Annotated in this window: 17 protein-coding genes; 7 read left to right on the forward strand and 10 right to left on the reverse strand. The window is 68.7% G+C overall.

Annotated features, from left to right (window positions below; genetic code table 11):
* Positions 1–20: 20 nt before the first annotated feature.
* From rpiA to IEY17_RS15420, 4 genes are all read left to right on the forward strand, one after another.
* Complete coding sequence (gene rpiA, locus IEY17_RS15410) at positions 21–782, forward strand: ribose-5-phosphate isomerase RpiA (protein WP_188988261.1); 762 nt, start codon at positions 21–23, stop codon at positions 780–782.
* Positions 779–1,531, forward strand: coding sequence for an SDR family NAD(P)-dependent oxidoreductase (locus tag IEY17_RS15415; RefSeq protein ID WP_188988263.1), 753 nt, complete (start codon positions 779–781; stop codon positions 1,529–1,531). The genes rpiA and IEY17_RS15415 overlap by 4 nt, the downstream gene beginning before the upstream one ends.
* Positions 1,532–1,712: 181 nt before the next feature.
* A complete protein-coding gene (locus tag IEY17_RS25965; protein WP_308423996.1) occupies positions 1,713–1,901 on the forward strand; it encodes an aquaporin in 189 nt (62 codons plus the stop codon).
* A gap of 26 nt (positions 1,902–1,927) precedes the next feature.
* Positions 1,928–2,449 carry an MIP/aquaporin family protein gene (locus IEY17_RS15420; protein ID WP_308423997.1) on the forward strand — a complete coding sequence of 174 codons (522 nt, stop codon included), beginning with the start codon at positions 1,928–1,930 and terminating at the stop codon, positions 2,447–2,449.
* A 54-nt stretch (positions 2,450–2,503) separates the two neighbouring features.
* On the opposite strand, the gene IEY17_RS15425 is transcribed toward IEY17_RS15420, so the two are convergent.
* From IEY17_RS15425 to IEY17_RS15470, 10 genes are all read right to left on the reverse strand, one after another.
* Positions 2,504–3,601: an NAD(P)/FAD-dependent oxidoreductase gene (locus tag IEY17_RS15425; protein WP_188988265.1), complete on the reverse strand. Its 1,098-nt coding sequence runs from the start codon at positions 3,599–3,601 to the stop codon at positions 2,504–2,506.
* A gap of 32 nt (positions 3,602–3,633) precedes the next feature.
* Complete coding sequence (locus IEY17_RS15430) at positions 3,634–5,112, reverse strand: peptide MFS transporter (RefSeq protein ID WP_188988267.1); 1,479 nt, start codon at positions 5,110–5,112, stop codon at positions 3,634–3,636.
* 129 nt (positions 5,113–5,241) lie between these two features.
* The gene (locus IEY17_RS15435) at positions 5,242–6,744 is read right to left on the reverse strand and encodes an alpha/beta hydrolase domain-containing protein (RefSeq protein ID WP_188988269.1); all 1,503 of its coding nucleotides are present in this window, start codon (positions 6,742–6,744) and stop codon (positions 5,242–5,244) included.
* A gap of 116 nt (positions 6,745–6,860) precedes the next feature.
* Complete coding sequence (locus tag IEY17_RS15440) at positions 6,861–7,664, reverse strand: ABC transporter permease (RefSeq protein ID WP_188988271.1); 804 nt, start codon at positions 7,662–7,664, stop codon at positions 6,861–6,863.
* Positions 7,661–8,548 (reverse strand): ABC transporter permease, encoded by an 888-nt coding sequence (locus IEY17_RS15445; RefSeq protein ID WP_188988273.1) that lies wholly within the window; start codon positions 8,546–8,548, stop codon positions 7,661–7,663. The genes IEY17_RS15440 and IEY17_RS15445 overlap by 4 nt, the downstream gene beginning before the upstream one ends.
* The gene (locus IEY17_RS15450; RefSeq protein WP_188988275.1) at positions 8,506–9,582 is read right to left on the reverse strand and encodes an ABC transporter ATP-binding protein; all 1,077 of its coding nucleotides are present in this window, start codon (positions 9,580–9,582) and stop codon (positions 8,506–8,508) included. Before IEY17_RS15450 ends, IEY17_RS15445 begins: the two co-directional genes overlap by 43 nt.
* On the reverse strand, positions 9,579–10,643 hold the full coding sequence (locus tag IEY17_RS15455; protein WP_188988277.1) for an ABC transporter substrate-binding protein: 1,065 nt from the start codon (positions 10,641–10,643) through the stop codon (positions 9,579–9,581). The genes IEY17_RS15450 and IEY17_RS15455 overlap by 4 nt, the downstream gene beginning before the upstream one ends.
* A 39-nt stretch (positions 10,644–10,682) precedes the next feature.
* Entirely contained in the window at positions 10,683–11,414 is a 732-nt protein-coding gene (locus IEY17_RS15460) for a GntR family transcriptional regulator (protein WP_188988279.1), read from the reverse strand.
* Between the two features lie 314 nt (positions 11,415–11,728).
* A complete protein-coding gene (locus tag IEY17_RS15465; protein WP_229680189.1) occupies positions 11,729–12,991 on the reverse strand; it encodes an allantoate amidohydrolase in 1,263 nt (420 codons plus the stop codon).
* Between the two features lie 41 nt (positions 12,992–13,032).
* Positions 13,033–14,196 carry an FAD-dependent oxidoreductase gene (locus IEY17_RS15470; RefSeq protein WP_188988281.1) on the reverse strand — a complete coding sequence of 388 codons (1,164 nt, stop codon included), beginning with the start codon at positions 14,194–14,196 and terminating at the stop codon, positions 13,033–13,035.
* Between the two features lie 118 nt (positions 14,197–14,314).
* Between IEY17_RS15470 and IEY17_RS15475 the strand changes: the two genes are divergently transcribed.
* The 3 genes from IEY17_RS15475 to IEY17_RS15485 all read left to right on the forward strand — a co-directional run bounded on the left by IEY17_RS15475 (position 14,315) and on the right by IEY17_RS15485 (position 16,575).
* Positions 14,315–15,235 carry a LysR family transcriptional regulator gene (locus IEY17_RS15475; protein ID WP_188988283.1) on the forward strand — a complete coding sequence of 307 codons (921 nt, stop codon included), beginning with the start codon at positions 14,315–14,317 and terminating at the stop codon, positions 15,233–15,235.
* Between the two features lie 67 nt (positions 15,236–15,302).
* Positions 15,303–16,043 (forward strand): GntR family transcriptional regulator, encoded by a 741-nt coding sequence (locus IEY17_RS15480; protein ID WP_229680190.1) that lies wholly within the window; start codon positions 15,303–15,305, stop codon positions 16,041–16,043.
* Between the two features lie 271 nt (positions 16,044–16,314).
* The gene (locus IEY17_RS15485; protein WP_188988287.1) at positions 16,315–16,575 is read left to right on the forward strand and encodes a hypothetical protein; all 261 of its coding nucleotides are present in this window, start codon (positions 16,315–16,317) and stop codon (positions 16,573–16,575) included.
* The last annotated feature ends 77 nt before the right edge of the window (positions 16,576–16,652 follow it).

Genomic DNA, 16,652 nt, shown 5'->3' on the forward strand with positions numbered 1-16,652 from the left:
CCGCCAGGAGAAGGAAGAGCATGCAACCGCGCACTGAGCAGGACAAGGCCAAGTGGGCATCGGGCACCGCCGCGATCGAGGCATACGTCCGCGACGGCATGAAGCTCGGCCTAGGCTCAGGCACCACCTCGCACTGGTTCGTGCGAGCGCTCGGCGAGGCCGTGGCCCAGGGGCTCGACGTGGTGGGGGTACCCACCTCGACCAGCACTCGCGACCTGGCGCTGGAGGTCGGTGTCCCGCTGACCACCCTGGCCGAGGTGGAGCGCCTCGACCTCACCATCGACGGGGCCGACGAGATCGACCACAACGGGGCCATGATCAAGGGCGGCGGCGCGTGCCTGCTGTGGGAACGCATCGTCGCCGACGCCTCGGAGCGGATGATCGCCATCGTCGACGACAGCAAGGTCGTCGACACCCTGGGCGCATTCCCGCTGCCCATCGAGGTGATCCCGTTCTCCTGGGAATCCACCCGGCGCTCCATCGCCCGGCTGCTCGCGCACCTCGGCTACGCCGACCCGGACCTCCGGCTGCGCACCGTCGACGGGAAAGCCGTGGTCACCGACAGCGGCAACTACCTGATCGACGCCCACCTGGAGGCGATCAAGGATCCCCTCGCGCTGGACAGCCAGCTCAACTGGATTCCCGGCGTGGTGGAGAACGGCCTGTTCACCGGCATCGCCGATGAGATGGTCATCGGTTTCCCGTCGGGGGAGCACGAAATCCGCGACACCAGCTCCGCACCGTCCGCACGTCCGTCGACCACCGCCCGGGAGGGCAAATGACCAACCTGTTCACGCTCACCGGCAAGACCGCGATCGTCACCGGCGGCGCCCAGGGCATCGGTGAAGCCATCGTGCTCGGCCTCCGCGACGCCGACGCCCGCGTGTTCATCTGCGACGTCAACCCCGAAGTCGGCCAAGCCACCGCCGAGCGCCACGGTGTTGAGTTCGTCGCCGCAGACGTCACCGACCCCGACGCTGTCGAGGCCGCCTTCGACCACGTGGTCAGCACCGCCGGCTCGATCGACATCGCGGTCAACAACGCCGGCATCGTGCACAACCACCCCAGCGAGGACCTCAGCACCGAGGACTGGCGCCGCGTGATGTCGGTGAACCTCGACGGCGTGTTCTACTGCTGCCGCGCAGCCGGCAGGCGAATGCTCAAGCAGGGCTCCGGCAGCATCATCAACACCGGCAGCATGAGCGGCCACATCTCCAACCGCCCGCAGCCCCAGGCCGCCTACAACGCCGCGAAGGCCGGCGTCATCCACCTCACCAAATCGCTGGCCGGCGAGTGGGCCGCCCGCGGTGTGCGAGTCAACTCCGTCTCCCCCGGTTACGTCGGCACCGAACTGACCAAACGCGGCCTGAGCAACGAGGAATGGCGCCGCGCCTGGATTGACGGCACCCCCATGAACCGCGTCGCCGAACCCCACGAAATCGCCCCCGCCGTGGTCTTTTTGGCCTCCGACGCCAGCAGCTACTGCACCGGCACCGACCTCGTCGTCGACGGCGGCTACACCGTCTGGTGACCCGAGCGCGCTGATCTCTTCTCCCCCGGTCACCAACCGCGTGGGTCGGCCACGCACCCAGCACGGCTGGTGAGCAGAACCGGCACGCCTGAGGTCTGCTCACCAGCCGCGCTCGTACCCGCCCGAATCCAGTGACACCGCCCCGGACACGCAAACCGGCGGAACAACTCCAGGAGACTCCATGGGGAGCATCTTCTTCTCCGAATTCATGGGCACAACGCTGCTGCTCCTGCTCGGCCTGGGCGTCGGCGCCAACGTCTCGTTGGCAGGAGCCAAAGGAAAGGGCGGCGGCTGGCTGCTCGTCAACTTCGGCTGGGGCTTGGCCGTTTTCGCCGGCGTCTACGCCGCCGCCCCACCGGAGCGCATCTGAACCCCGCAGTCACCACCGGGCTGTGGATCGCCGGTCAGGACTTCGCCCCCGGCATCCCGGCCACCCTCCCCCACTTCGCCACCTACGTCCTCGCCCAGCTGCTCGGCGCGATGTTCGGCGCCCTGCTGACCTACCTGGCGTACAAGAAGCACTTCGACACCGAACCCGACCCGGCAACCAAGCTCGGTGTTTTCGCAACAGGCCCGGCCATTCCAACCCCGGCGTGGAACACCATCACCGAAGCTCTGGCCACCTTCGTCCTGGTGTACGTGGTGCTGCTTTTCGGCAACACCCCCAGCGGCCTTGGACCGCTCGCAGTGGCCATGCTCGTTGTCGGCATCGGTGCCTCCCTGGGAGGCCCGACCGGCTACGCCATCAACCCGGCCCGCGACCTCGGCCCTCGCATCCTGCACGCACTGCTGCCCATGAAGGGCAAGGGCACCTCCAACTGGTCCTACGCCTGGATTCCGGTCGCAGGCCCACTGCTCGGTGGCGCCATCGCCGGCGCGCTGTACCACCTGACACCGCTCATCCCCACTGCGGGGTGACCGTCGGCGCCCGCGCCGGGTCAGCAGCGGGCTGACCCGGCGCGGGCGCAACCCTCAACGCAGCGGGTCGTACGGTGCCAGGTCGATCCCCGGGTCGACCTGGCGGGCCAACCGCGCCGCGACCGAACCCGCGTACGGGCCCATCGTCAGACCGGACGCCCCCAGGCCGTTGACCACGACCAGCCCGGCGACCTGCGCAACCGTGCCGAGCATCGGTCGGACGTCAGGTCCCATCGGACGGAACCCGATGCGGGTCTCCACGTGCGTGGCACCGGCCAGCCCAGGAGCCACCGACAGTGCTTCGCCCAGCACCTCCGCCATCCCGCCTGCGGTCACCCGGTGGTCGAAGCCGACGCCGTCCTCGCGGGTCGCGCCCACCACGACCCGCGAGTCGTCGAAGGCCAGAAGGTAGTGCCGCGACCGCGGCAGCACGACCGGCCAGTTCGCGGTGTCGACGCCCGGCAGCCGCAGGTGCACGATCTGGCCGCGCTGCGGCGTGACCCGCACCTGGACGCCGATCGGTTCGAGCAGCTGCGGCGACCAGGCACCGGCCGCTGCGATCACGGCGTCCGCGCCGATGAACACGTCGTCGACCTGCACTCCGCGGACCGCGCTGTCAGCGACGATCGTCGCCGTGCCGTTGATGATCCGGGCGCCGTGCTGGACCGCGGCGCGTCGCATCGCGTCGCGCACCAAGCGGCCGTCCAGGCGCGCTGCTCCGGAGATGTGGATCGCCGGACCGTTGTGTTCCAGGGGCGGGAAGAGCTCGCGGGCCCGGCCAGCGCTGATCAACTCCACCTCGCCGGCCATCGGGGACTGCGCGGCACGCGCGGCCACGCGCCGCAGCGCATCCTCGGCCTCGACGTCGGAGACCAGCCGCAGCGAGCCGACCCGCCGGTAGCCGAGCTCGGTCTCGCCATCAGCGGTCAACGCTGCCAGCAGCTCCTGGTAGTACTCCGCCCCGGCGACCGCGATCCGGTACCAGTCCGGATCGTCCACCCGGGACGACCAGGGGCAGACGATGCCCGCACCAGCCGACGTCGCACGGCCCGGGGTCAGCGAGTCCACCAGGACCACATCCACCCGTGCCCGGGCCAACTCGTAACTGGCTGCCGCACCGGCGATGCCGCTGCCGACGACCACCACCCGCATCTTGCGCTCCTCCTGGTTCGACCGACTTCTTCTCACCGCACACCGCCCATGCGGCGCTGCACCCATGGTGCGATCAGGTGCATGACGACTCCGGCGGCCATCACCGCCGCACCGACTCCCGCGAAATAGCCGATCTCGGTCTCGGGCCGGTAGAACTGCACCAGCTGCGCGTTGATGCCTTCCGCGGCGGCAGAGGCCAGAAACCACAGGCTCATCATCTGGGCCAGAAAGGCCCGCGGTGCGAGCTTGGTGGTGGCCGAAAGCCCCACCGGCGACAGGCACATCGACCCGCAGATCACGACGAAGTAGCTCGCGACGAGCCACCACGGGCTTGCGGGCACATCCACGCCGTGCAGCAGACCAGGCCCAGCCAGCAACACGAACGAGGCCCCACCGAGCAGCAGTCCGGTGGCGAACTTGCGCGGCGTGGTGGGCTGCCGGTCTCCCAGCCTGGTCCACAGCCATGCGAAGGTCGGGGCCAGGATCAGCGTGGCGATCGGGTTCAACGACTGGAACCACGAGGACGGCACCGCGAACCCGAAGATCTCCAGGTCGGTTCGCGTGTCGGCGAACTGCGCGAGCACCGAACCGGACTGCTCGTTGACCACCCAGTAGCACACCGCGCCGATGAACAGCGGGATGTAGGCGATCAACCGGGTCCGTTCGACGGCATCGGTGTGCGGGCTGCGCAGCATCGTGATCAGGTACGCCACCGGCAGCAGCACCGCGAGCACCGTCACGGTGTTGATCAGCGCCTGGACGGTCAGGGATCCGCTGACGCCGAGAGCCAGCAGCGCCACCGCCAACACCGCGAGGCCCACGCCTGCGCGCATCGCCACCTGACGCCGCTCACCGGCGTGGAGCGGATTCGTCGGCACGCTCCCGGCCTGGCCCAGTCGCGTCCGCCCCCGGGCGTAGACCACCAGCCCCGCAGCCATGCCGACGGCCGCGAGACCGAAGCCGAGGTGGTAGTCGACCTGCTGTCCGAGCGTGCCCACCAGGTACGGCGCGATGAACGCGCCCAGGTTGATGCCCATGTAGAACAGGGAGAACCCGGCGTCGCGGCGGTTGTCGGTCGGCGAGTACAACTCCCCCACCAGGCTGGACACGTTCGGCTTCAACAGCCCGGTGCCGGCCACGATCAGCAGCATCGACACCAGCAGCGCGGGCATCCCGCCGGGTAACGCCAGCGCCAGATGACCGCACATGATCATCACGCCGCCCAGCAGGACCGCACGGCGCATACCCAGCAACCGATCGGCCGTCCAGCCGCCGAGGATGCCGGACATGAACACCAGGGCACCGTAGATCGACACCAACGCCGACGAGGTCGGCTTGTCCAGCCCAAGCCCACCATCGGAGGTCTGGTCGTACAGGTAGTACAGCAGGATCGCGGACATCCCGTAGTAGGAGAACCGCTCCCACATCTCCAGGAAGAACAACGTGGCCAGGCCGCGGGGGTGGCCGAAGAAACCTCGGTCACTCGGTGAAACCTTCGTCAGCTCGCTCATGGCCGCCTTTCGGTAGATGGCCTCGAGCAGGCAGCGGAGCTCTCCACTCGACGCGGATCACGGGTTGTGGTAGTCGTTTGCACCGCAGGCTCCGCTGCCTGCTTCTCAGCGCATCGTCGAAGGTCGTGGTTACGGGATCGGCAGTGGGTGCGACGTCCCGACGCGCGACACTTCCGCCTCGCGGACCGTTTCCGCTGCGTCTCGCTCGAGGATGAAGCCCTTCCGGAGGTTGCTGTTCGTCACGTTGCGCACCGCGCGCACGTAGGCATCGTGGGTCGGGTACAGCGAAGCGAGCTTCTCGGCGGTGAAGGGCTGGTGCGACCCGTACAAGCGGCACAGTTCCGGCCCGGAGTTCTCACCGGTGTTGGTCGCGATCGGCGCGTCGACCTCAGCCAGCCGGATGCCGCCGAACGCGATCCCGTTCTCGTCGCGCGGGATCACCACCCCGTCCGGTGTGGGCATCGTCCGGATTCGCGGTGCGGTCGGCGGCTGCACGTCGTGGCGAACCCAGTTGACGAGGTGGTGATACCCGGCGTTGAGCACGTTCTTGGTGTCGACGTGGCTCAGCGGCGGCCGGTCGCAGGCGAACTCGAAGGGCCGCAGGCCGTCACGGGCGACGCCCTGCATGCGGTTCATCATGAACCAGTAGTCGACGTGCGATGCACCCGCGATCTCCCACGAGCGCAGGACCCGGGAATCCGCCTGGTACGGCACGCGGTTCAGGGCGACCTCGGTCTCGGTGCTGATGCGCAGCAGCTTCGCGGGAACGTCGGTTCGGAACGGCCCACCGCTGCCCACGAAGAGCATGAAGCCGTCGTAGACCCGGGCCAGCGGCTGAATCGAGTTGTAGTACAGCGCCAGCCGCGAAGCCGACTGCGACTGCCCGACGGCCAGCACGGTGTCGGGCCGCAGTCCGCCGAGCACGGCGGGGTTGGTGCGAACAGCCTGTCCGGCCTGGGAGAAGATGTCGTAGGACAGCGAGTCGTCGGTGATCGTGCCACCAGCGGTGACGTCGAGTGTCCCGTAGCGGGTCGGACTCCAGGCGGTCAGGCCGTAGGGCTCCTGCTGCACACCGACGCGTTGCGCTGACACGCCCACGTAGGCATAACCCTCGCGGGTCAGGTAGTCGCGAGATTCCTGCCAGTGCACGTCGAGGTTGTAGCCCGAGGTCACGTTGACCCATTCGACGATCACGACGCCGTTGAACTTCGCGGGTGTGTCCGGGCGCCGGACGATCATCCGGGTCCTGTACGGGTGGTCGGTGGATACGGCGACGCCGTCGGCCATCGGCGGCGTGTCGTAGCGCGTCGCCTTGCCTTCGAAGAAGAACTCCTCTTCGACGTATCCGCGCCCGGACACATCGAAGCCCGGCTCCGCGGCCAGCTGCGGGTAGTTGTGCGTGAGGTCGGTGCCAGGAGGCATCGCCGCCGGTATCGGGCCCGTGACGATCGGCGTGGCCACCGGCTTCGCCGCAACGGCCAGATCCGCGGTCTTCGGCGTCGCGTGCTCCGCGATCGGCCCGGCCGCGATCTGCGGTGGTGCGGCGGCAGACAGCACAGCGGCAGCGGTGAGGACGCCCAGCACCGCGACCGGACGCGACCTGCGTTTGGTCCTGGGAAGGAGTCTCTTCATCGAGTTCTCCACGTTCTGGATTGCCAACAGACAGGTGGTGCTGTGATCTACTCTTGTGTGGACGACAACCTGCGACGCGCTCGGTCATCGCACGAGCACGAGACTCGCCGCGGCGTTCACCGCTGCGCCTCAGACCCGAACAGCCGCGCCACACCCACGACGCGCTCGATGACGACGACCGCCACCGCCGCGAACAGCACCATCAGCGTGCCGACCGCGGTCACCGTCGGGTCGTAGTTGTACTGCAGGTAGTTGAAGATGCGCACGGGCAGCGTCTGCATGTCGGTGGTGACCACGAACAACGCGACCGTGAGGTCGTCGAAGGAGGTGATCAGCGCGAAGAACGCACCGGCGATCAGCGATCCGCGCAGCGCGGGCAGCGTGACGTGCCAGAACACCTTTGGCGGTGACGCGCCGAGTCCTGCCGCGGTGCGCTCCGTGGAGCGGTCCAGGCCGGCGAGCCCGGCGAGCACCAGTCGCACGGTGTAGGGCACGGTCAGCATCAGGTGTGCCAGCAGCAGCGTGACCGGGCTGGCCGCCAGGCCGAGTTGCGCGAACCACTGCAGCAGCCCGATGCCGAGCACGATCGTCGGCACCGCGAACGCGCTGGAGAACAGGTTGTCCAGCACCGACCGGCCGGGAAACGGGTAGCGGTGGATCGCCAGCCCCGCGCCCAGTCCGAGCAGTGTGGACACCGCCGCAGCGGCGGCCGCGACGCCGAGGCTCAGTGCGAACGAGCCCAGGAACTCGGGCCGGTGCAGCAGCTCGGCGTACCAGCGCAGCGTGAGGCCCTGTGGCGGGAAGGACACGTAGCTCGTGGTGGTCAACGACGATGCGATCGTCACCAGGACCGGGGCGAGCAGGAAGAGCGCGACCAGGGTCGCGAAACCGGCGCCCAGTGCGCCTACCGTCCGATTCATGCGAACGTTCCTTTCGCACCACGCCCCCGCAGCAGCCGGGAGTAGACGGCGACCAGCAGGGTGGTCACCACGATCAGGATGAAGCCGATGGCCGCCGCGTACGACCAGTCCAAAGTGTTGGTGGCCTCGGTGTAGACGAAGTACGGCATCAGCTTGACGGTCGGGCCGCCCAGGATGGCCGGGGTGACGAAGCTGGAGACCGTCAGGCTGAACACGATCAGCGACCCGGCCAGCATGCCGGGCGCCGACAGCGGCAGCGTGATGCGCCAGAAGCAGGTCCACGCGTTGGCACCCAGTCCCTTGGCGGCGGGCACCAGCGTGGGGTCGATACGGTCCAGGCTTCCGATCAGCGGCAGCACCATGTACGCGAACATCACGTGCACCATGCCGATCACCACGGCGGTGTCGGTGTAGAGCAGGTTGGGCGGTGCGATGCCGAACAAGCCCAGCAGCCCGGCGACAGGGCCGTTGGGACCGAGCACCACCAGCCAGCCGTAGGCCCGGATCACCATGCTGATCAGCAGCGGCGAGAGCAGGATCAGCGAGAGGTAGTTGCGCACCCGTGGCGATCGGCCGCGCAGGTACAGTGCGAACGGGTAGCCGAGAACCAGGCAGCCGGCGGTGGTCAGTACGCCGATCCACAGGGTGTGCCACAGTACGTCGCGGTAGAACGGATCGCCGAGAAACCGGACGTAGTTGGCCAGCGTCAAATCGCCCTGCTGGGTTCGGAAGCTGTTGAACACCAACGTGAACAGCGGCGCGACGAACAGCAAGGCGCACGCCGCGATGGCTGGCGCTGCCAGCAGCAGCCCGGTGCGCCAGCGCGGTCCGCGCTGGGCCGTCAGGATCCCCGGACCGTCAACGACGCGTGTTGCGGTTGCCATCTGCACCTCACCTCCTGCCCCACCTCTGGCACGGATTCCCCGAACGGCAGCAAAACCTCGATGTCGCCGGACATTGTGGACACGGTGCATCGGGCCCTGGCCCCCAGGAACCTGGTGTCGCGCACCGTGCCGGGCAGCCCGTCGCCCGAAGCCGCGATCCGGACGGCTTCCGGCCGCACGTAGATCCGGACGTCCTCGCCGGGCCGCGGCCGGGTTCCGACCGGCTCGGCAGACACGACGACGCCATCGGCGAGCCGGCAGGCCGCGCCGCTCTCAGCCGTGCCGTCCAGCACGTTGACCTCACCGATGAACTGGGCGACGAAATCGGTTCTGGGCCGCAGGTACACCTCGCGCGGTGTGTCGATCTGGTGGATCACGCCCTGGTCCATGACCGCGATCCGGTCGGAGACCGCCAGTGCCTCCTCCTGGTCGTGCGTGACGAGGATGGTGGTGGTGCCGATCCGGCGCTGCAGCGCAACGACCTCGTCCCGCAGCCGGACCCGTAGCTGGGCATCCAGATTCGAGAACGGCTCGTCGAGCAGCAGCAGGTCGGGCTCCACCACCAGCGCCCGGGCCAACGCGGCCCGCTGCTGCTGTCCGCCCGAGAGCTGCCGGGGATATCGCTGCGCCATGCCGCCGAGTCCGACCATGTCCAGTGCCTCGGCGACCTTCCTGGCCCGCTCGGCGCGGGCGGTCCGGCGCATCCGCAGCCCGAAACCGACGTTGTCCGCGATCGTCATGTGCGGGAACAGCGCATAGGACTGGAAGACCATGCCCATGGATCGGCGGTGTGCCGGCGTGGTGGTCAGGTCCCGGCCGTCGACCTCGACGACCCCGGAATCCGGCAGCAGGTGCCCGGCGATGATGTTCAGCGTCGTCGTCTTGCCGCAGCCGGACGGGCCGAGCAGGGTAAGGAACTCGCCGGGCTCGGTGCTCAGCTCGATGCCGCGCACGATCTCCTTGCCGCCCAGGCTCTTCCGCAGTTCGGACAGCCGCAGCCGACCGCGGGTGGCGGATTCTGTGAGGGTCGTCATCGGACCTCCACCTGCTTGTTCCACTGGTCCGTCCAGGCCGACCGCTGCGCGTTGATGGCCTTCCAGTCGAGCTTGCGCAACCTGTCGATCTCGTCGGGACCGACGACCTTCCCGGACACCTCGGGATCGACGGGCACGCCCTTGACGGTCGGACCGTCGTAGGTGGCCTTGGCGATCGCGCCCTGCACCTTCCTGTCCAGCAGGTAGGCGACGAACTTCTGCGCCAGCTCGCCGTGCGGCGCCTTGTTCACCACGTTCGCCGTGGCCACCAGGGCGATCGCGCCCTCCTCCGGGTAGACGAAGCGAACCGGGAAGTTCTTCTCCGCGAGCGTGGACACCCGCGACAGGCCCCACACCGACGCCGCGGCCTGCCCCTGCAGGAAGTAGTTGGACACATCGGCGGTGGTGTCGAAGGTGACCGCGTTGTCGGCGATCTTGCGTGCGGCGGCGAACCCGGGCTGGATGTTGTGCTCGGAACCGCCGTTGGCGATGGCCGATCCGACCAGCAGCCCGACGCCGTAGGTGTTGGTGATCGAGGGCAGCACCAGCGAACCCTTGAGCCGCGGATCGGCGAGATCCATCCACCTGGTCGGCGCCGGAATCCCGCGCTGCGCGAACCATTCCGGCTGATAGGCGATGCCGGTGGCGGTCATGCCGAACCCGACGCCGACGTCCCCGGGCAGCCGCGCCACGTCCACCACCTGGTCGACGGGGACGACCCTGGTGTCCAGCGGGGCGAGCAGCCCGGCTTCGACGGCCTGCGCCTGCGGCCCATCGTCGAGCAGCGCGACGTCGATCTGCGGGCTCGCCTGCTGCGCCTTGAGCTTGGCAATGCTGTCCGTGGACGAACCGGGGATGTAGGTGATCTTGCAGGAGCAGGTCTTCTCGAACTCGGGGATGACCGATTCCCGCAGGGCGGTTTCGAAGGAGCCGCCGTAGCCGGCGACGACCAGGGTTTCGGCCCCGGCGGACGGGTTCGGCGGGGCGCACCCGGTGAGGCCAAGTACGGCAGCGCCGGCGACGGCGCCGAGAGCGGTGAGCAGGGAACGGCGTGTACGCATGAGCGTCTCCCAACGGGCTCAGGCGAAGGGGCAACGAACTCAGGAAGGCGGGCCGTTGAGCGAGGTTTCGACGTAGAAACGGGAAGAATCAGCGGGCAGAATGACGCGGAGGAGCTCGACGACGTCGCCGTCGGCGCTCCAGGTGATCCGCAGCCAGCGGAAGACCGGCGTGCCGACGGGCAGCCCGAACAGCTCGGCGTGCTCGTCGTCCAGCGCGTACGGCTCCACATAGAGCCGACTCCGCCCCAGCGCGACCCCGCGGTTGCGAAGGTAGACGTGTGTGGTCGTGGTGATGAGCGGTTGGTCCACCAGATCGGGCGCGACGCGGAACGGCAGCACCGCCAGTTCCGCAGCCACCACCCGCGCGCCGTCCGCGCTCAGCTTGTGGCGTTCGACCTGGACGACGGCTTCGTCGCCGGCCACGTCCGGCAACTCCAAGGCGGCCTGCCGGGCGAGCAGCACCTGGGCGCTGATCACTCGGTGATCACCGTGCATCTCAGGACCGCTGAGCAGCAGACCGGTCGCCCGAAGCAGGTTGTGCTCCCCGGCGGTCTGCGCAACGAACGTGCCGCGCCGCCGGTACCGCACGACCATTCCGGCATCGGCCAGGTCGCGGAGTGCGCGCTGCACGGTGATCCGGGAGACGCCGTACTGCTCACTGAGCTCGGCCTCGGTGGGGATCCGGGTCCCGGGCGCCCACCGACCATCCCGGATGCGCGCCTCCAACTCCCTGCGTATCCGCGCGTGCAGCGGGAGGTCACGTCCGCTCATGACCTGGAGATCTTGGGCATGCGCACTTGATATGTCAATAGTGCGAATGGATATGGCAATGTGCCAGCTCGACCGGCTGCTGCCCGAGAAGCTCCGCTGACAGGGTGCGCCACTCCTGGGCGGGCCGGGTGCGGTGCGCGTCGCACCGCACCCGGCCCGTGCTCGTCGCTCTGGTGCGCCCTCTCGACCCGCCCACACGCGCGGTTCCCGTGGGCGTGCACGCGCGGGAGAGCTGGGGCGATGACAGCCACTCCCGGATGGCCTGGTGCGGTCCCGACACCTCTTCAGAGGCCCCTGCGGGACACGCCTGCTCCTCAGACGTCCTCCCTCCGGACCGGGTCGTCGGTGTCTGGATGTCCGGTCAGGTCGGCCAGGACGGCTGCGAGTGCTTCGGCGCCGGCTGCGCAGTCGGCGGGTTCGGCGCGCTCCTCCGGGGAGTGGGAGATGCCGGAGGGGTTGCGGACGAAAAGCATTGCTGTTGGCAGGAACGGCGCCAGAACGCCGGCGTCGTGGCCTGCTCCCGTCTCCAGGATCGGGGCGTGTGGGAGGACGCGGACGAGCCGTTGCTGGAGTCCGCAGTCGAAATGTGCTGTGGGGCTGAACGATTCCTCGCGCAATGCCACGGTGCAGCCCTCCTGGGACGCTGCCTCGTGTGCGGCGTCGGTGATCCGCTGCACGACCGCGCGGGCCACCTCGTCATCGGGGTGGCGGACGTCCAGCCACACCTCCACCGCCGAGGCGATCACGTTGGTGCCGCCCGGAATCGGTGTGATCCGCCCGACCGTGGCACGCGCGGACGGTGTGGACCGTGCCGTTTCCTGGGCGGCCAGCACGATCCGGGCCGCGACGATCATCGGGTCGCGACGGTCGGGCATCAGCGTCGTCCCGGCGTGGTTTCCTTGCCCGGCCACGGTGAGCCGCCAGCGGCCGTGGCCGATGATCGACGAGCCGATGGCCACCGGCTGGTCGAGGTGGACGAGGCCGCGGCCCTGCTCGACGTGCAGCTCGACGAACACCCCGATACGGTCGAGCATTTCGCGGTCCGGTCCGATGTGGTTCGGGTCCAAGCCGTTGCGGGCGGCGACGTCGGCCAGCGTGTCGCCTTCCTGGTCGGTGAGCTTGAGTGCGCGTGCCACGTCCACGGTTCCCGTCATGATTCCGGAACCGAGACAGGCCAAGCCAAAGCGCGAGCCTTCCTCCTCCGGGAAGACCGCGACGGCCAGAGGCCGACGCAGCTGATGTCCTCGGCTCCGGAGCAGATCCACCGCAGCGAGCGCGGAGACGACTCCGAGGGGACCGTCAAAGCCTCCGCCGCCCGGCACCGAGTCGAGGTGGCTGCCCGTGACCACCGCGTCGGTCCGCTCCCCCGCCGGGGTGTCCAGCCAGGCCCACATGATGCCGTTGCGGTCGGTCTCAACGTCGAGCCCTCTCCCGGCGGCCTCGGAGCTGAACCACGCCCGGAGGTCGAGCTCGGCGCGGGAGAACACCGGGCGCGAATACCCTCCGCGCACCGGGTCGGTACCGACGTCGGCGATGTCACGGAGCAACGATGTCACTGTGTTGAGCTGGTCAGGCACGATGCGTTTCCTCCATTTCGTGCGGCCGGTCGTGACCCGGGTCAGCTGGACTCGACCGCCACGCGGAACTCCGCAGGCACGGTGGGCACGTCCGAGGCGTCTGCGGCACTGGCCAGGTCTGCGGCGAGAACGCCGATCAGCGGGGCGAACTTCGCCCCGTGCCCGGAGCAGGGCGACACCACGGTGACCCCGTCGGCGCGGTCGAGGACGAAATTCTCGTCCGGGGTGTTGGTGAAAAGGCACGTGGTTTCGGCATACGGCTCCGGTTCCAGACCGGGGATGTGCTCCCGCACGTAGGCGGTGACCCGCCGACGGTTGACCGGATCGACGACCTGGTCCTGCTGCGAGGCTGACGGCAACAGCTTGCCCCCGTTGAACTCGGCGACCTTCTGGCCGCCGAAACCGGCGTCCGCACCACCGGGCAGGCCGTAGACCTGGATCCGCTCGCTCTTGTGGATGAACGTCGGCCACGACGCAGCGGCCCCGTCGGCGTCCTGGTCTCGGTACGGGAAGTGGTATGCCTGCTCCTGGCGGACCGACAGCGACGGCATGCCAGCCAGAAACCCCTGCGGGAGCGCCAGGCTCGCCAGCAGTTCGGGCAGCCAGCCGCCGGCGCACACCACGACCCGTTCCGCCGCCACGACCGCACCGTCGGTAGAGACCAGTCGGTAGCCGGCCCCGTCCCGGACGGCCGACGCCAGCCGCCAGCCCGTTTCCAGATGTGCTCCGTGCGCCACGGCGAGCTCGATCATCGCCTCCACCGCCGCCTCGGCGTGGATCACCCCGGCATCCGGGTGCCACAGGACCGGCGTGTCGAAGCGAAATCCCGGCCATCGCTCGGTCGCCTGCTGCACGCTCAGCAGCTCGTGGTCGACCCCGAGATCGCCGAGCACCTCCGCCAGGTGTTCGGGCTGGCGTTGCGCGCCGAAGTCGACGGCACCGGTCGGCGTGATCAGGGTGCGGCCCGCGCTGCGTTCGAGTTCGTTCCACAGCGGCCTCGCCCGCACCATCAAGCGGGTGTAGAGGTGCTCGTGATAGGCGTAGCGAAGGATGCGCGCCGATCCATGGGAACTGCCTCCGCGGTGAGCCGGGGTCGCCTGTTCGAGCAAGGTGACTTCGTGGCCCCGGGCGGCCAACTGCCACGCGGCGGCAGAACCCGCCAGACCGGCGCCGATGACGACGTACTGCGACTGGAGTGAAGGCACGGCACGGCTCCGAAAGATCGTGGGTATGGGTGGACGAGGAGCATCAAACTCGCCCCATTCAGATCTGTCCAATACTTGTTCTTCACGAACTGATACACGGGTCTTTTACAATCGCGTGATGGACGTACGTCGCCTCCGGTATTTCATGGTCGTCGCCGACGAGCTGCACTTTGGCCGCGCGGCGGAACGCCTGCACATCTCCCAGCCCCCGCTGAGCCACCAGATCCGCCAGCTGGAGGCCGAGCTCGGGGTCGAGCTGTTCCACCGCACGACACGACGGGTGCGGCTCACCGCGGCGGGCGAAGAACTGCGCAGGCGACTCGACGGGCTCCTGGACGCTCTGGACGACGCCGTCTCGGATCTGCACGAGGTGCGCACGGGGCGCGCCGGGAAGCTCACCGTGGGCTTTGTCAGCTCAGCCAGTTACAGCGTGATGCCCAGGGCCGTGCGGCGGTTCCGGCGGGAGCTGCCCGGGGTCGAGCTGGTGCTCAGCCCCCTGACCAGCGGCGAGCAGTTCGACAAGCTGCATGACGGAACACTGGACCTCGGGGTCGTACGCGACGGCGACGCGAGCATGGGGCTGCCCCTGCACGACCTCTGCACCGAGCACCTGGTCGCCTGCGTGCCTTCCGACCACCGGCTGGCGTCGTATCCCGAAGTGACCCCCGAGGATCTCGCCAGCGAACCCATGATCGGCTTTCCGTCACGCGACATGCCCGGGTTCACCGCGCAGCTCCGGTCGATCTTCCGCAGCCCGGTACCGTTTCCGCGTGTCACGCACCGCGTCGTCCACCAGGAGACCGCACTGGGCTTCGTCGCCGGCGGGCTGGGGTTCACCGTCCTGCCCGAATCGGTTTCCCGTTTCAAACCGGATGCGGTGCAGGTGGTGCCCATCTCGTCACGCCCCACCACCACGATGAAGGTCGCGGCCCCGCCCGAAGGGGCTCCTGCTCATGCGGCGGCGACCGTTTTCCAGGAGTACCTGCGCATCGCCGCCCAGGAGACGTCTGGCCCGCGAAGCACGGTGGAATGCCACTAGTATCCGAGTGCGAAGCAGCCGTAGCGAGCCGCGGACTCGCTGCTCTCGTCAGCGGGAAGGTGACCCGGTGCCCAAACGCGATCGTTCCGTCATGGACCAGGCGCACAAGGAGATCAAACGCAAGATCGTCACGCTGCAAGCCCGCCCTGGTGAGCGCCTGGACGACATCAGCCTGGCCGAGGAACTCGGTTTGAGCCGGACCCCGGTGCGTGAGGCGCTGTTCCGTCTCAGCTCGGAGGGCTTGGTCAACGTTGGCCCCAGGGGCGGTTTCACGGTGCGCCCGCTGGATCTCGTGGATATCGCCGAGTTGTTCGAAGCTCACATCGTGGTGGCGCGCGCGATCGCGCGACTGCTGGCCACCCGAGCCACCGAGGACAACATCGAGGAACTGGCGCGGGCCAACGCGGAGGTCAACGAGGCGATCAAGGCGGGCTCTCCGGCGGCGATCTCCGCGGCGAACGCGCACCTGCACCGGCTGGAAGCGCTGCACGCGCGCAACGAGCACCTGCGCAGCCTGGCCTGGCCCATCCACGACCAAGGTCAACGGCTCGCGTACCTCAGTTTCGGCGGCGACGCCGGACTCGCTGCCGACCTCGCCGCGCACTTCAGGCGCACCTGCCGGGACCACGACGAGATGCTGGCCGCGGTGCGCGATCACGATCCGGACGCAGCCGAGCAGATCGCCGCACGACACGTCCACCTGTTCCGGAACAGGATCGTGGAATTCCTCCAGGCCCGAACGGTGGACGACGTCTCACTGGCTGGCGAGCTGCCTGCCGCCCCGTTGACGCCTTCGCACAACTCCTGACCAACCACCTTCTGGTTCCCAGCCGAAGACCCCGCGTCGCCCTATCGGGTGACGCGGGGTCTTGTGCTCGGACCGCACACCCGGTTAGCTTTTCGTATACGGATCGAATTCCACATGACCGGACGGGTGGTTCGAGCCCGAGACGACCGCCGAACCCGCCGCCCGTGGCCCTCACCGACTCCGGTCCGGGCGGCGAAGTCCGCGATCTCCAGTGGGTGCGAGCGCCCCAGGCCGGCCTCACGATCAAGCTGACGAGAAAGGGTGGTCAGCGATGGAAGACCTCTACACCGTGCCGCAGGGTGTCCGGCTCGACAGCGACGGCGTCCGGTCCGCACTCGCTGCCGTCGGCATCGACTCGTTCTCCTACGTGGCCAACGGCGCCCAAAACCACGTTTTCCTGCACAGGGCTTGCGGAGCAAGGTTGTCGGTCGTCGCGAGCGACACCTCCAAGCGGCTGAGCGAGGTCGTCGGTGACAGCACGCTGTGGCTCACGGTGCGCAGGGTCGCGGCCGAGGCCGGGTCCTCTCCGTGAGGAGGAATTCTTCGCGCTCCGCGCGAGGACGTCTGCTGCCCGAGAGCCGCGCAACATCCTGGCCGACGCGGTTGGTC

The organism is Saccharopolyspora thermophila, from assembly GCF_014646075.1.
Lineage (GTDB): Bacteria > Actinomycetota > Actinomycetes > Mycobacteriales > Pseudonocardiaceae > Saccharopolyspora > Saccharopolyspora thermophila.